Origin of the sequence: Carboxylicivirga linearis (assembly GCF_018271995.1) — a bacterium.
Classification (GTDB): Bacteria; Bacteroidota; Bacteroidia; order Bacteroidales; family Marinilabiliaceae; genus Carboxylicivirga; species Carboxylicivirga linearis.
The window spans coordinates 28,613-43,513 of the sequence record NZ_JAGUCO010000020.1; the positions used below are offsets into that span (position 1 = coordinate 28,613).

The following is a 14,901-nucleotide window of genomic DNA, read 5'->3' on the forward strand; positions in this document are numbered from 1 at the left end:
CAACATTTTTTGAAGATTAATCTTATTAGTGAGCGAACTGGATAAAATAATTAAAGATTGTCAGAACAATAAGCGGAGGGCGCAGCAACAGCTGTATGATATGTTTGCACCCAAGATGCTGGGTGTTTGTATGCGTTATTGTAAAGGCAGAGATGAGGCGGAAGAGTGCTTGCAAGAAGGTTTTATAAAAGTCTTTTCAAAAATTCATTTATTTGGTTTTAAAGGTTCTTTTGAAGGATGGGTTCGTCGTATAATAGTCAATACGGTGATTGAATATTTTAGAAAGAAACAGCCCGAAGTATTGGTGGATGAGTTTCCAACCATTACTGAGGAAAATGAGGAGGTGCCAATACCGGTTGTTAGTCAGCAAGAATTACTGATTATGATTCAGGAACTACCGCCTAAATACAGACTGGTGTTTAACATGTATGCTATAGAAGGTTATTCGCATAAAGAAATTGCAGATGAATTAGACATTACCGTAGGTACATCAAAATCAAATTTGTCAAGGGCAAGACAGTGGTTGAAACAAAAGATTGAAGCAAAAGTGAACGGGAAAAAACAAGAGGTATGTTAGATCTTGGTAACAATATAGATGCAACTTTCCGAAACGGTTTGGATAAACTGGAGGTAAAACCTTCAGCCGATGTTTGGAAGGGAATCGATTCAAGATTGAATCATAAAGAAAATAAACGAAGTATCGTAGTTATATGGGGTATGGTTGGTGCTGCATCTGTAGTAGCCGCTGTATTGACTTCAATACTATTATTTCAACCAAATTCAGTTACTGAGCTTGGGCTATCCACATCAGTAGTTGAGGTGGAAAAGAATAACCGATATGATGAAGAAGCAGATGTTAATACAGACGAATCTGTCATGGCTTTTGAAGAGAAGTCTGAGCTTGTTATAGAGAAAGAAGAAATCAATAAAATGATGATTAAGGGTGAGCAAGATATTTTTCTGGCTCAGAACGAAGATAGTTATATGGCTGAAGATGATGAAGAACGCACTGAAGCTATCTCGCTTGAGAAGAAACTGTCCTTACTGAAGGGAAAAGGTATTTATGGTTTGGCCAATAACTCATCTGTTTCTGCAACTAAACTAAAATCTACTACTAAAAAAGAATATTATCCGCTGTACGCATATAATGAGAATTCAGAATCCAAGAAGGATTTTCAGGTTCTGGTAGGAGGAGCGCTCTCATCAGCTTATAACTACAGAAATACTAGTGGAGCACCAGTTAGGTCATATGATAACTATTCAGAATCTGGATTTAATTCAATGGGTGGGGGAATAAATGTACGTATTGAAACGAGTAAAAGATGGAGTGTTGAGACTGGAGTGGTATATGCTCAGGTGGGACAGGAAATTAGTCGCTCTGCAAATTATCAGTCCGATCTGATGTATGGAGATGCATTGATACGAACAAGTGTGGAGTTACCCCGGACCTATACTAACTCAATGGGTAAGATTCGTTTTAGTAATTCCAGTCAGGCCCCCAATGCCAGTCTGGGATATGAATCTGTAAATGCAATTTATGATGCATCCTTGTTATCTGATGGAGATGGAATACGTCAGTCTTTAGAATATATTGAAGTGCCTCTGATGGCACGATATAAATTGTTGGATGGTATTGCAATTGTATCTCTTGCAGGAGGTTTTAGTTCGAATATTTTGGTGGGTAACACAGCCTATATGCTTGATGGAAATAGTAAGATGGACATTGGAGAGACAGAAGGTATTAAACCTGTTTCGTGGAGTAGCTCTTTAGGATTAGGTTTTGAAATTCCAGTTACAAAAATAATTAGAATTGGTGTTGAACCACGATTCAAATATTACTTAGAATCAATTAGTGAGATTTCTGACTATAATTTTCAACCTTATTCATTTTCTGTTTTCGGAGGAATTACTTTTTTACTATGATAAAGGGTTTTGATAAACATTAATCATGTTATAAAACTCTCCCTTTAATGAGATAAGATCTTCGTATGAACCATTTTCACATATTTCACCATCTTTTAAAACGATAATGGTGTCTGCCAGATGGATGGTTGATAATCGGTGGCTTACTATAATGGCTGTTCGTTTCTTTGTTATTTCTTTAAAATGATTGATTAGGTTAGCTTCTGTGTAGGCATCTAAAGAACTGGTAGGTTCATCCAGAATGATAACCTGGGCGTCATTATAAAAAGAACGTGCTAATGCTGTACGTTGCCATTCTCCCCGACTTAACATTTCACTATCTTTAAAAAGCGTACCAAGATGGGTGTCATATCCATCTTTCAAATTATCGAAGATGTTGTGGATTCCTGCGTTTTTGGCGGCATCGGTTATTTGCTCCATACTAAATGGTCGTCTCATATTTCCAAAACGGATATTGTCTTTTGCCGAAACATTGTATAACATGAAATCCTGAAAAATAATACTAATATTTTCAGCTAAATCACTGGGGTGTATCTTACTTAGATTGTTTTTGTCGAACAAAATCTCTCCGTTAGTAGGTTTATATAATCCAGCTAATAATTTAACTATTGTGGTTTTACCTGATCCATTTGCTCCCACTAATGCGACTGTATGACCAGCCGGGATTGATAAGTTAAGATCGTGAAAGACGTAACGATCTGTATTCGGATATTTAAAGCTAACATTTTTAAAAACGATTCCATTTTGCAAGGGGAGAGGGAAGTTTCCTTTAGCATTTTTTTGGGCTGGAATTTCAATATTCTGAAAGTCGAAAAAGTTTTTTAGAAACAGATTATCTTCAAGTAATGACGACATTCTTGTTAATAATTCTTGTAAAACGGCATAGCTTCTCTGCAATGCCAAAAAGTACATAGCCATAGCTCCGTTGGTTATATTCCCTTTTATGGCTTCCGAGATAATGAAAGAGAATACAACTAAAAGTATGATGGTCGACAATATCTGAACTATGGATTCTCTAAGCGTTTTACTTTTTGAGATTGACCATTGTTTGTTTCTGACTTCATCTCTTACCTGGTTGTATTTGTTGCTAAAAGTCTTGCTTAAATTAAATATTCGAACTTCTTTAGCGAAGTCTTTTCCAACCAGTAAACGATTAAAGTATTGTAAGCGTCTTTCGTCTTCTGTTTGTTCAAGCTTCAATTCATATTCTTTCCGCGAATAATACATTCTAAAAAAAATAATTGGAATACCAATTCCTAGTAATACAGGAATCAAAAGCCAATTAAAGGTTGTTAAAACAGAAAGCATCACAAGTAAAGTGATTGTATTTTGAAATAAACCTAAAATGCTATAGAAAACTTTACCAGGTCTGAAGTTAGCTTCATTAATCGCTCTGAAAAATAAATCCTGATAAGAGCTGTCTTCGAAATATCCGTAAGGAAGATGAACCGTTTTGCTATGGATTAATTTTTGAATATAATCTTTTAAAAAATGCGATTGTCTTTCTCTAGTTAAACTATTGACGGAGCCGCTAATGGCATTTAATAGAAAGAAAGATCCAACTAAAGATAAGGATTTTAGGATTTCGGTGTTGTTGATTGAATCAATTCCGTTTGAAGGATCAACTACATCAATTAACTGTTTTACTACTAAAAGCAGTAATAAAGGAATTAATCCACGCAGAATGGTGAGTATTGAATTTATAAAAGTCCACTTAGGAGAGCTACGATAAACCAGTTCAACGGCCCGAACCAAGTGCTTTAATGAAAGTGAGTTCTTTTTTGTCATTAATTTCAGATGAAATTCTAATACTAAAATAGTATTTAATTATCAGCTGTTAGAAAGGTGAATCAAATATTATTTTGTGGAGAGGAATTCTTTTTCATTTTCAAATAAGCAAGAGCCGTATAGCGAATGAAAATTCTAGGGTATTTACCAAGTGTTGGCATTATTTTTTTAGCTAATTTATATTTCCAGTGCGAACCTGATCGATATGAATTGTTTCTGGTTCTTCCAACAACAACTCCCAATATGTTTTGCTTTAATAAAACAGGATCGGAAAGGTACAGGCTATCACCTTTACAGATAATGTTTTCCGACTCCATTTTAACTATTCTGTGCGCTACCAGAGTCTCAGTACCTTTAAAAATAACTATGTCGCCTGTAGTAAAGTCTTGCTTAGGTGATATTTTTAATCTGTCGCCAGGGAGTAAGAACGGAAACATGCTTATTCCATGTGCCAGTAATTCTGTGGTTTTTCCTTCTTCAAGGAGGTTAATGACGATATGTATAAAACTATTTTTGTCCAAACTCTTTTATGATTAAATCAATAATTGAAGTATCGGGTTTAAAACCAATTACATACACTTTGTGTTTCTGAACAACTTTAGCAATATAGTCTAATCTTTCTTTAATTTGGGTCTCATTAAAATGATATTGTATGCAGTTGCTTAATATGGATAGTGTACCGTTTGTTGTGCTTAATGGTTTTATGTAGTTTTCTGTTGATTGCTTTATTATAAATAAATTCTGAAGTTTTACCTTCTTGTTTTCGTCTTTATAATAAGGCATTGGCGTGTTATGTAGGTAGTAGTTGCCATTGTTGGGTCTTACGATAATTCTATCATCATTAATTATGGTTGCTCCTTTTTCTTGCCACAGCCGGGCCATAGTGCTTTTCCCAGTACCCGAAACTGCAGAGAACAAAAAACCCATGTTTTTATAATTAACAGCTGAGGCATGCATCACAAAACCTTTTGAATTATGTACTATAAATTGTAGGATAAGGATTCCTATGGGATGAAAAAAAGGATCAAGTGTAATTTCTTTTTTTTCTTTTTTAACCTTTAATTGCAGGTCGATTTGCTGTGTTGACTCATTGATTCTTGCAATACCGCAATCAATATTATCATCCTTCTCAAATATAAAGTGGATGTATTTGAAAGAATCATCATAGAGGAGTTGCCATTTATAAGGAACTTCTTCTTCAAATGATTGGGCTCCTTTAAAAGCAACCTTTAGGTGGTTAAGATTGATGCTCTTAGTTTCGTTAAAATTTAAAATCCAATTTGATATTTCTGATTTTTCTATAAATAATTGACTGCCACTGTTTGATTTTAGCATAAAAAAAGGATATAAGAAATTAACTTTTATTCTTATATCCCCAATATTGTAGATGGTGCTATTTACCATTTATTAATTACAAATTATCATAATCAGGATTTGTTCCACCGAAAGGAGAATCGTTACTAAGTGTTGATGGGTATTCAGGAGTCGAAGAGGGAGCTGCTTCCCATCCAGTGTCTGGAGGATCAGAAGGTACTGATGCCATAACTAAACTGATTTCCCGATCTAATTCGAAAGCCTCAATTTTTGGTGAAATATATGTTTTTTTATTCTTCATTTATACTTTATACTATTCAATCATCTTAATTATACTTGCTTTCAATGCATTTGTTAAGAATGATTTGATGTCAATTTGAGCAACCTCTTTTGAAACATCAAATTCTTTGCAAACAAGATTAATAACCTCTTCTTCTGATTTTGGTTCAATCAATTGTTCATAAATATATAAGCCAACTTCATTAAGAGAGAAAACTTTATTCATTTGAGCAACCTCAGAAGCAACAGGCACAATAACCAATTCGTCTCCTATTTTTTTTTCAATAAATCCAGTTACTTTCTTGTATTTCAGATGTTCCACTATAAACAAATTAGTTGCAAAAATATAAAAAAACGATTTTGGACCTTATTAATGGTTTAAAACTTTGTTTTATTTTGACCAATATAGTTTTTTGCTATTTAAAATAACGATTAAGTTCTTTATTGGTTTAAAATTCTAATCTTGCAAAAGGAGCAGTTTCCTGTCCTACAAAATCTTTTTTTAGATATTTATAGTATCCGTTGATAGCTATCATTGCCGCATTGTCGGTGGTGTACGCAAACTTGGGTATATAGGTTACCCAGTTGTGTTGAATGGCTAATTCTTCAAGTCGATTTCGTAATCCTGAATTAGCAGAAACCCCACCTGCCAAGGCTATTTGATTAATGCCGGTGTCTTTAGCTGCTTTAATAAGCTTATCCATTAAAATATCAATAATAGTCTTTTGTAACGAAGCGCATATATCTGCTTTATTATTCTCTATAAAATCAGGGTTAACCTTAATCTGATCTCTTAAAAAATAGAGGAAAGAGGTTTTTAATCCGCTAAAGCTATAGTCGTAATTATCGATTCGTGGTTTGCTAAAGGTAAATGCGTTCTCATCTCCTTCTTTAGCCAATTTGTCAATTAAAGGACCACCAGGATAGGGCAATCCCATAACCTTAGCACATTTGTCAAATGCTTCACCTGCTGCATCATCTATTGTTTGACCAATTATCTCCATTTCTAAATGGTTTTTAACCATAACAATCTGGCTATTACCTCCAGAAACCAAAAGGCATAAGAATGGAAACTTAGGTTGATCAAGATCTTCAGGGTGTTCTTTTATAAAATGAGCCAACACATGTGCATGTAAGTGGTTTACATCAATAAGAGGCAAGTCGTTGGTTAAAGCAAAAGCTTTGGCAAAAGAAGTGCCGACTAGTAACGATCCCATTAATCCCGGTCCGCGGGTAAAAGCAACAGCACTAATATCTTCCTTTTTTATTTTGGCATCTTTAATGGCTTTATCAACAACCGGTATTATATTCTGCTGATGTGCACGTGATGCTAATTCTGGTACAACACCTCCAAACGCCTTGTGAACATCCTGATTGGCCACGCAGTTGGATAAAATAACTTCATCCTTGAAAACTGCTGCAGAAGTGTCATCACATGATGACTCAATGGCTAAAATAATCACGCTCATAATTTCTTCTTATAGAATTAGCTTCCTAGTCGTTTAAATTCCCGCCTTTTTCTTAATTTTGGTGGGTTTTAACGGGTCAAAAGTATAAAAAAAAATATCAAAATAGGATTATATGTATTAGCAGTGCCATTGGCTTTACTGTTGATAGGGTATATGCTGGTATTAATTCCAGCAGTTCAAACTCGTTTGGTTTCCTATTTTACAAATGAATTATCAGAAAAGTACAATGCTGAAATATCAGTAGGTAAGGTGTATTTTAAACCATTTTCAAGTGTGGTTTTAAGACATGTACTGGTGAAAGATCAGCAAAGTGATACTTTAATGTTTGTTAACTCACTGACTTCACATATAGATTCAATCTTTTTTAAAGATAAAAGACTTTATCTATCCAATATTTCAATCAAGCAGCCATATATCAATATCTATAAGCAAGATTCAGCTTTTAATTATTCCTTTTTAATTAATGAAGAAAATGAGGTTGATACTTTACAAACAGATTTTTGGCGTTTTGGAGTTCAGTCAATCAGTTTAAATAATGGCAATTTGTTAATAAAGCAAACTTCAAACACTGCAGAGCCAATAAAAATAAGTGGTTTAGATATTGTTTTAAGTCAAATTAACAGAGATAGTATATTTTCCTTCTCCGTAGATGAACTAAGGTTGGATGAAGAAGATGGAGTTATTGTGCAGGGAGCATCGGTGTATGTTAGTGCTGGGGAAGACCAGGTTATTCTAAAGAGGCTTCAGCTTAAAACGTTTCATTCCAGAATAAACCTGGATAGTTTGCAAGTACGTTACAACAATAAAGAAGAAGGCTTGAATAAAATTGAGTCATTCTATGTTGGACTAAAACCTTCCTATATCTCTCATCGCGATTTAGGTTTATTTGTTGATCTAAAGCAGTTAGGAAATCTGCCTTTTAATATATCCGGTCAAGCATACGGCACCATAAATAGTATAAAAGGTAGAAATGTTAGATTTGATTTTGGAACAGAGTCTTCTATCTCCACCAGTTTTGATGTGAATGGCTTACCTGATTTGGATGAGACTTTTCTGTATTTAAATGTAAGAGATTTATATACTACTCCATCTGACCTGCGTTACATTTTGTCATATAATAATAAAACAAAAATACAGTTGCCGGCAGCCTTAAATAATCTGGAAAGCATACATTATAGAGGTAATTTTACTGGTTTCTTGAGTGATATTGTGGCTTTTGGAGAATTTTCGACTCCATTAGGATCAATTAATACTGATATTGGTTTAAAAGTAGACGAAGAAAAAGGAATGGTGTTTGCCGGTAATCTGGCGACTTCAAATTTCGATATCGGAGGTTTATTAGATGCCAATGAGCGCCTGGACAATCTGTCAATGGAAGTATCAATTCAAGGAAATAGAAGGCCATCCGGTTTATTTTATGCTTTTATGAATGGAGTAATTGATACTCTTGCTGTAAATCAGTACGATTATAAGAATATTACCCTAAATGGATTATTTGCCAATCAAAAATTCGATGGTGCATTTCAAATTGATGACCCAAATGGTAAACTTGATTTTAATGGTAAAATAGATTTATCAACCGAAGAGCCCAACTTCGATTTTAGAGCGGTGGTCCAAGATGCTAAACTCGATAAACTAAATATTCTTCCTGATATTGAAGATAATTCAATGTCGGTGGTTCTTACATCTAATTTTAGCGGTAAAGATATTAATGATGTTATTGGTTATGTAACGGTAAAAAATGCAGAATTTATTTCGCCGGAGCATAATGTTAAAATGGACTCATTACTGTTGGTTTCTTTGCGTGAAGGTGAGGAGAAACACGTAATTCTGCAGTCGGACCTGTTGGAAGGTGATTTAATTGGGAGTTATAATTTTACCTTTTTTCGGCAGATTTTTATAAAATATTTACAACAATATTTGCCAGCATTAAAAAATGTTCTTCCTCAGAAAGATGTTCCTATTCACGAAAATGATTTTACTTTTTCGTGCCGATTGAAGAAGATGAGTGAGTTGGTTCATTTGCTAAAACCTGAGTTAATGGTGTCGGAAGATGGAATTATTTTAGGGAAGTTCAATAGTAAGGATGATATACTGGATGTAACATTAGAGTTGAGTGAATTAAAATACAAAAATCTGTCTTTAGTGAATCCTGAGTTACAGATTGCCTCAAATGATGAAGATGATTTGTCGATAATCACCAGATTTAAAGAAGTGCTCGTAAATAAGACTTCTCTATTTCAAAATTTTAGTCTTCATAATCTTTTATATCAAGATTCAATACAGTTTAATGCCTATTGGAATAATTGGAACGAAATCAATAACAGCGGATCTATTCATGCTGTATCAAACATAAAAAGTAACAAATCAGGTTTATATGCCAGTATCGATATTGAGCCGTCGTATGTAATGGTAAAAGACAGTATTTGGGAAATACAGGAGACGCGTATCAATTATCACCCAATGGGATTTTCAATGAGGAATTTTAGGATTCATCATAATAATCAGGAATTTGGAGCCAATGGATTTTTGCATAAAACGGCGGATGATGGTATGGAGATACATATGCAAAATATTCGATTGGGTGATATTATTTCAGCGCAGGAAATCAAAGGCTTAAGCTTAGATGGATTATTAAATGGAAGTGTTCACTTGGCTGATTTTTATCGAACTCCTATTGTGACCAGTGATTTGAGAATAGATGATTTTGTGTTTAATGATGATAAGATTGGTGATTTCTATTTAAATACTAATTACCTGCCTGAAGAGAAACAGCTTGCTGTTGTATCCAAAGTGCAAGATGGAGAAAAGCAGCCTTTGTTGGGAGGTGGTTATATTGATATGAAGAATCTTTCGCTGAATTTGGATTATCAGCTGGATAGTTTGCAGATTGGATTTCTGAACCTTTACCTGAGTAAAATAATGCAAAATCTTTCCGGTACAGCATCAGGTAATTTAGGAGTTAAAGGAAGTTTTACTGAACCTGCGTTAGTTGGTAGTGTTAATATAAATAAAGCTTTTTTTGATGTTGGCTTATTGCAAACTACATACTCTATTACGGATTCAATAGTTTTCAGGCCTCATGAGATCGATTTCAGGTCCTTAACATTGCACGACCGATACGGAAGAAATGGTTCGTTTGACGGTACAATTCATCATACCGGATTTAAAGGTATGAGTTATAATCTTGTGCTTATAGCAAACGATATGCTTGTGTTGGATACAAAATATAAGGATAATCCTCTTTATTATGGAACTGTTTATGCTGATGGTAATATGGCCATTACCGGCTCAACATCTGATTTAAACATCGATATTAGTGGTCAGACTAAGAGGAATACTTTGTTTTATATCCCACTTAGTAGCGATGAAGTGGTGGAGGAAACCAACTTTATACGTTTTGCTAAACCATCGATACCATCTGATGATATAGAGGTGGAAGAAGTGGAAGATGATAGTTTTATTACTGATTATTCGGGGATGACAATCAATATGGATTTGGATATTACACCCGATGCTCAAACGCAGGTTATATTCGATTCAAAAATTGGAGACATTCTAAAAGGGAGTGGGAATGGAAATCTTCAAATTAGGATGGATAAGGAAGGTGGTATTAACTTTTACGGTGATTTTAGTTTTGATGAGGGAGATTACATGTTTACGCTTCAGAATGTGTTGAATAAGCGATTTATCATTAATCACGGCAGTACCATACGTTGGGATGGAGATCCATATGATGCAAAAATTGATTTGAATGCCACCTATAAATTAAAAACATCACTGTATGATCTGGTTCGATCAACTATTTCAGATGAACAAACATTACAGGATTATACCAGAAGAATACCGGTTCATTGTAATCTGTTGTTGAGCGACAGATTGATGAAACCTTCTATAAAGTTTCAGATTGAAACGCCATCAGCCCAAAAAAATAATCAGGATGTAATTAATGCTTATATCAATACAGAGGAGGAATTAAACAGGCAGGTTCTATCGTTGCTGGTGCTAAATCGTTTTTATACCGATGAGAATTTATCGAATGCTGTAATGGATAATAATCGATCGACAGGTAATAATGCAGCATTGGTAACTACCACCGAAGTATTATCAAATCAGTTAAGTCATTGGTTATCGCAGATAAGTAATGATTTTGATATTGGTGTAAGTTATCGTCCTGGTGAAGAGGGGATATCCAATGATGAAATTGAGGTGGCTTTATCAACTCAGGTTTTTAATAACCGTGTAACCATAAACGGTAATGTTGGCTACGGTCAGGATAATACGAGAACCAGTAACCTGATAGGCGATTTTGACGTAGATATCAAACTAAATCAATCAGGTACTTTGCGCGGAAAAGCATACACGGTTACCAACAATGATATTATTTATACCGAATCGCCCACAAGGCAGGGAGTAGGCATTTCATTTAAAGAAGAATTTGACTCGGTAAGAGAATTAATGCGAAAATATTGGAGGAAATTTACCGGGGATGCCAAAAAGGAAGACGATGAAGAGAATAATGATTAAATCTTTACGTTTACCTTATTGAAAGATAGGTGCAGTTAGCATTTTTATTATTTTAGCTGAATAGAAATCTAGAAATACAACAATGAATCTATTACTATTTATACAGGCGACAGCCGAAAACATTGCTGATGCAAACCTTGAGGAGGGAGCTGAGCAAAGCATAAACTATATTGAAATGGCCATGAAGGGTGGTTGGATTATGTTGCCCTTGTTGTTTCTGTCGGTTGTTTCTGTTTATATCTTTTTCGAACGATTTATGGCCATAAAAAAAGCTTCTAAAGAAGATGATGGCTTTATGAATAAAATTAAGGATTATATCCATGATGGAAAGATTGATTCAGCCATTGCGCTTTGTCAATCACATGATTTTCCAATCTCGCGAATGATCGAAAAAGGAATTACACGTATTGGTCGTCCGTTAAACGACGTTAATACCGCTATAGAAAATGTGGGTAACCTTGAGATTAGTCGTTTAGAAAAAAGCTTGCCTACCTTGGCTACGGTGGCTGGTGGAGCTCCTATGATTGGTTTTCTTGGAACTGTAATTGGTATGATTCGTGCTTTCTACGATATGGCTAATGCCGGAAATAACATTGATGTAAGCTTGCTTTCGTCGGGTATTTATACGGCTATGGTAACAACGGTAACTGGTTTGGTTATTGGTATTATTGCTTATTTCGCTTATAATATTTTGGTAGCCAAAGTAGAGAAAGTGGTTTTCAAGATGGAAGCACGCACCATGGAGTTTATGGATCTGTTAAATGAACCTGCTCATTAACCAATGGCTTTAAAGCGAAGAACAAAAATAAGTGCCAGCTTTAGTATGTCGTCTATGACCGACATCGTGTTTTTATTGTTGATCTTTTTTATGATCACATCAACAATGGTACATCCTAATGCCATTAAATTGTTGATTCCTCGTAAAAGCACAAAAAAGGTAGTGGTTGAGAAATATGTAAATGTTCGTATTACAGCCTCCAGTCGATTTGTTGTAGATGGAAAATGGATGGGAAGCGATAAGGTAGAGAATAGCTTGTTAAATATTTTTACCCGTAATGATAAAACCATCATAAAGCTCCGAACTGATGCAAATGCTTCAACAGGAGATGCTGCAAGAGTGCTGGATATTGCTGAATCAAATGGTGTAAAAGTAATTTTGGATATCAGGTAATGGGATTGAAAAGAAGAAGTAAAGTAGAATCAGGATTTAGCATGTCGTCTATGACCGACATCGTTTTCTTATTGCTTATATTCTTTATGATTACGTCAACATTGGTAACACCTGTGGCTAATAAAAACCTGCAATTACCCAAAAGTGATCATCAGGTATCAGCAAAGCCCAATACCACTATTTCGGTTACAGCAGATAAAGAATACTTTGTTCAGGGTGAGAAAGTATCATTCTGGCAGATAGAAAAAAAACTGCAAGAAATATTAGCCGACAGTCCAGAGATGTATGTTGCTCTGCATGTAGACGAATCGGTTCCGTTCTCGGTAGTTGGTAAAATACGAGATATCGCTATACGAAATAAATATAAGTTGATTTTGGCCACACAAGCCAAGTAAATATGAGCGAAAAAAACAAACGATACGGTGTAATTGGTACAACAGTATTTCATTCTTTACTGTTGTTGTTCTTGATTTTCTTTGGGCTGAAAACGCTGCCTAAAGGAGAAGAGGGGATTTTAGTGAGCTTTGGAGATACTGTACTAGGACAAGGACCCGAAGAGCCTAAAGAATCTGAGGCTGTTAAACAAGAAAAGGTTACCCCACCACCTACAAAAACAACGGAACCCGTTCAACCAGAACCGGAAAAAGAAGATATACAAACACAGGATTATGATGAGGCTCCTGTTGTGAAATCAGAAGCTCAGAAAAAAAAGGAAAAGGAAGAACAGGAACGTTTGGAGAAGGAACGCAAAGAAAGAGAAGAGCAAGAGCGAATTAGACAGGAAGAACTGGAGAGACAGCGACAAGAGGAGTTGGAACGTAAACGCATAGAGGAAGAAGAACGTAAGCGCCAGGAAGAGTTGGATCGTCAAGCTGCTGAAGCGCGCGATAAAGTAAAAGGTGCCTTTGGTAAAGGAACTGGTGACAATACTTCGGAAGGTAATACGGGCGGAACAGGTAATCAGGGACAGACAACCGGAGGTAATACCACTAACCGAACAGGATCTGGCTTGGGTAACTCGGGTAATGGATTTGATTTAACTGGGCGTAGCCTTATTGGAGGACTTCCAAAACCTACATATAATATTCAGGAAGAAGGAATTGTGGTAGTTGAAATTACCGTTGATAGAAATGGGAATGTGATTAATGCAGTTCCTATTTTACGCGGGTCAACAACTCAAAATAACTACCTGCAAAGTAAAGCAATTGAAGCGGCTAAAAAAGCCAAATTTAATTCCGATAAAGAAGCGGCTGCTTATCAAAAAGGAACCATTACTTATCATTTTGAGTTGGATTAACTATAGTTGATTAGTTTTTAGGCAGTAGTCAGTAGCACTAACCTTCGTTTCCAAACGAAGGGTTGCTATCAAATCAATTCCTATTGATATACAATAAACCGAATTAAGAAATATAAACTACTCGATAGAAATCGAGTAGCAGGGATCGAGGAGTAACTCATGTTATTATTCCGTTTTTGTGTTTTATAATTCTAATATCTAAAAGCGAAGCGTTCTAGCTTCTATTACTTATTACAGATAGAAATCGAGGAGTAGTGATAGAAAAGTCTTGACACTTCGGTCTTGCATTTTGTTACTTAAAAAAGCAGATCAAAAATTCCCAACACTTTCATAGCAGCCAACATAACAGCTCCCAATAAGATGTATCGGATTGGTTTTACCCCAATCTGCTTGGCGTACCGCGATGCAATATATGCTCCTGAAGCATTTCCGGCAGAAAGAATAAATCCATATAGGTAATTGATTTGACCCGACCAGATAAAAACTACCAAAGCAACAGCTGTGTAGCAAAGCACAATTAACACTTTAACTGCATTGGCCTGAATGAGATTGTAGCCTACACCTAATACTAATCCGGCCAGCAGAAAAAAGCCAACACCGGCCTGAATAAAACCTCCATAGAATCCAATAAAAAAGAAAATAACAAGTTGCCAAAAAGCAGGTCTGCCTTCAATTTGTCCGGCTTGTTCTTTTACCCATTCGGTAGGTTTAAACAGAATCACGAAAAACATAACAAACAGTAATCCACCTATAAAATAGTTTAAAGCCTGTTCACTGATATTGATTGAGAACAAAGCTCCGGCTACCGACCCGACCAAAGCTGGTAGGATAAGATAGAGGTTGCTTTTGTAATCCAGTGTTTTCAGTTTCCTGAAATTTCGAACAGCCACTATATTCTGAATAAATATAGCTATGCGGTTGGTGGCATTGGCCTGATGTGGACTTAAACCCAGAAACATCAACATGGGCAGCGTTATTAATGAGCCACTTCCGGCAAGTGTGTTGATAAATCCGGCAAATAAACCGGCAAGGATTAAAAGAAGAATGTTAAGAGTTGAGATATCCATAGGGTAAAAATACATAAAAAGCCCTTAGTGTATAAAAAAGAACGGTTCTCTATTGCCATAATGGCT

General features: G+C 35.5%; 14 protein-coding genes. 7 read left to right on the plus strand and 7 right to left on the minus strand.

All coding sequences use genetic code 11. From position 1 onward, the window contains the following. Positions 1-28: 28 nt before the first annotated feature. Together KEM10_RS18285 and KEM10_RS18290 are read left to right on the plus strand one after the other, a co-directional pair. Entirely contained in the window at positions 29-577 is a 549-nt protein-coding gene (locus tag KEM10_RS18285) for an RNA polymerase sigma factor (protein ID WP_317196693.1), read from the plus strand. After that, positions 571-1,923: an outer membrane beta-barrel protein gene (locus KEM10_RS18290; RefSeq protein ID WP_212217701.1), complete on the plus strand. Its 1,353-nt coding sequence runs from the start codon at positions 571-573 to the stop codon at positions 1,921-1,923. Before KEM10_RS18285 ends, KEM10_RS18290 begins: the two co-directional genes overlap by 7 nt. Here the strand turns inward: KEM10_RS18290 and KEM10_RS18295 are convergent. The 6 genes from KEM10_RS18295 to tsaD all read right to left on the minus strand — a co-directional run bounded on the left by KEM10_RS18295 (position 1,918) and on the right by tsaD (position 6,773). After that, the gene (locus tag KEM10_RS18295; RefSeq protein ID WP_212217704.1) at positions 1,918-3,711 is read right to left on the minus strand and encodes an ABC transporter ATP-binding protein; all 1,794 of its coding nucleotides are present in this window, start codon (positions 3,709-3,711) and stop codon (positions 1,918-1,920) included. The genes KEM10_RS18290 and KEM10_RS18295 overlap by 6 nt on opposite strands. A gap of 62 nt (positions 3,712-3,773) precedes the next feature. Continuing rightward, entirely contained in the window at positions 3,774-4,232 is a 459-nt protein-coding gene (locus KEM10_RS18300) for a S24/S26 family peptidase (protein WP_212217707.1), read from the minus strand. After that, positions 4,219-5,046, minus strand: a complete 828-nt coding sequence (locus tag KEM10_RS18305; protein WP_212217709.1) for a hypothetical protein — start codon at positions 5,044-5,046, stop codon at positions 4,219-4,221. The genes KEM10_RS18300 and KEM10_RS18305 overlap by 14 nt, the downstream gene beginning before the upstream one ends. Positions 5,047-5,122: 76 nt before the next feature. Continuing rightward, positions 5,123-5,254, minus strand: a complete 132-nt coding sequence (locus KEM10_RS24580; protein WP_262897939.1) for a hypothetical protein — start codon at positions 5,252-5,254, stop codon at positions 5,123-5,125. 84 nt (positions 5,255-5,338) lie between these two features. Beyond that, complete coding sequence (locus tag KEM10_RS18310; protein ID WP_212217711.1) at positions 5,339-5,626, minus strand: PqqD family protein; 288 nt, start codon at positions 5,624-5,626, stop codon at positions 5,339-5,341. A 127-nt stretch (positions 5,627-5,753) separates the two neighbouring features. Further along, positions 5,754-6,773 (minus strand): tRNA (adenosine(37)-N6)-threonylcarbamoyltransferase complex transferase subunit TsaD, encoded by a 1,020-nt coding sequence (gene tsaD / locus KEM10_RS18315; protein WP_212217715.1) that lies wholly within the window; start codon positions 6,771-6,773, stop codon positions 5,754-5,756. A gap of 153 nt (positions 6,774-6,926) precedes the next feature. On the opposite strand from tsaD, the gene KEM10_RS18320 reads away from it, so the two are divergent. The 5 genes from KEM10_RS18320 (at position 6,927) to KEM10_RS18340 (ending at position 13,768) form a co-directional block, all read left to right on the plus strand. After that, entirely contained in the window at positions 6,927-11,300 is a 4,374-nt protein-coding gene (locus tag KEM10_RS18320) for a translocation/assembly module TamB domain-containing protein (RefSeq protein WP_212217718.1), read from the plus strand. A gap of 82 nt (positions 11,301-11,382) precedes the next feature. Next, complete coding sequence (locus tag KEM10_RS18325) at positions 11,383-12,078, plus strand: MotA/TolQ/ExbB proton channel family protein (RefSeq protein ID WP_212217721.1); 696 nt, start codon at positions 11,383-11,385, stop codon at positions 12,076-12,078. Between the two features lie 3 nt (positions 12,079-12,081). Next, on the plus strand, positions 12,082-12,471 hold the full coding sequence (locus KEM10_RS18330) for an ExbD/TolR family protein (RefSeq protein WP_212217724.1): 390 nt from the start codon (positions 12,082-12,084) through the stop codon (positions 12,469-12,471). Next, a complete protein-coding gene (locus KEM10_RS18335; protein WP_244825995.1) occupies positions 12,471-12,866 on the plus strand; it encodes an ExbD/TolR family protein in 396 nt (131 codons plus the stop codon). Before KEM10_RS18330 ends, KEM10_RS18335 begins: the two co-directional genes overlap by 1 nt. 2 nt (positions 12,867-12,868) lie before the next feature. Then, positions 12,869-13,768, plus strand: coding sequence for a TonB family protein (locus tag KEM10_RS18340; protein ID WP_212217727.1), 900 nt, complete (start codon positions 12,869-12,871; stop codon positions 13,766-13,768). Between the two features lie 296 nt (positions 13,769-14,064). Here the strand turns inward: KEM10_RS18340 and KEM10_RS18345 are convergent, their stop codons facing one another. Further along, positions 14,065-14,850 (minus strand): sulfite exporter TauE/SafE family protein, encoded by a 786-nt coding sequence (locus KEM10_RS18345; RefSeq protein ID WP_244825997.1) that lies wholly within the window; start codon positions 14,848-14,850, stop codon positions 14,065-14,067. Between the last annotated feature and the right edge of the window lie 51 nt (positions 14,851-14,901).

Excerpts from the sequence above, each read along its gene's own strand:
- KEM10_RS18290 (WP_212217701.1), top strand. The coding sequence starts at position 571 with ATGTTAGATCTTGGTAACAATATAGATGCAACTTTCCGAAACGGTTTG.
- KEM10_RS18295 (WP_212217704.1), bottom strand. The coding sequence starts at position 3,711 with ATGACAAAAAAGAACTCACTTTCATTAAAGCACTTGGTTCGGGCCGTT.
- KEM10_RS18305 (WP_212217709.1), bottom strand. The coding sequence starts at position 5,046 with ATGCTAAAATCAAACAGTGGCAGTCAATTATTTATAGAAAAATCAGAA.
- KEM10_RS24580 (WP_262897939.1), bottom strand. The coding sequence starts at position 5,254 with ATGGCATCAGTACCTTCTGATCCTCCAGACACTGGATGGGAAGCAGCT.
- tsaD (WP_212217715.1), bottom strand. The coding sequence starts at position 6,773 with ATGAGCGTGATTATTTTAGCCATTGAGTCATCATGTGATGACACTTCT.
- KEM10_RS18320 (WP_212217718.1), top strand. The coding sequence starts at position 6,927 with ATGCTGGTATTAATTCCAGCAGTTCAAACTCGTTTGGTTTCCTATTTT.
- KEM10_RS18325 (WP_212217721.1), top strand. The coding sequence starts at position 11,383 with ATGAATCTATTACTATTTATACAGGCGACAGCCGAAAACATTGCTGAT.
- KEM10_RS18330 (WP_212217724.1), top strand. The coding sequence starts at position 12,082 with ATGGCTTTAAAGCGAAGAACAAAAATAAGTGCCAGCTTTAGTATGTCG.
- KEM10_RS18335 (WP_244825995.1), top strand. The coding sequence starts at position 12,471 with ATGGGATTGAAAAGAAGAAGTAAAGTAGAATCAGGATTTAGCATGTCG.
- KEM10_RS18340 (WP_212217727.1), top strand. The coding sequence starts at position 12,869 with ATGAGCGAAAAAAACAAACGATACGGTGTAATTGGTACAACAGTATTT.
- KEM10_RS18345 (WP_244825997.1), bottom strand. The coding sequence starts at position 14,850 with ATGTATTTTTACCCTATGGATATCTCAACTCTTAACATTCTTCTTTTA.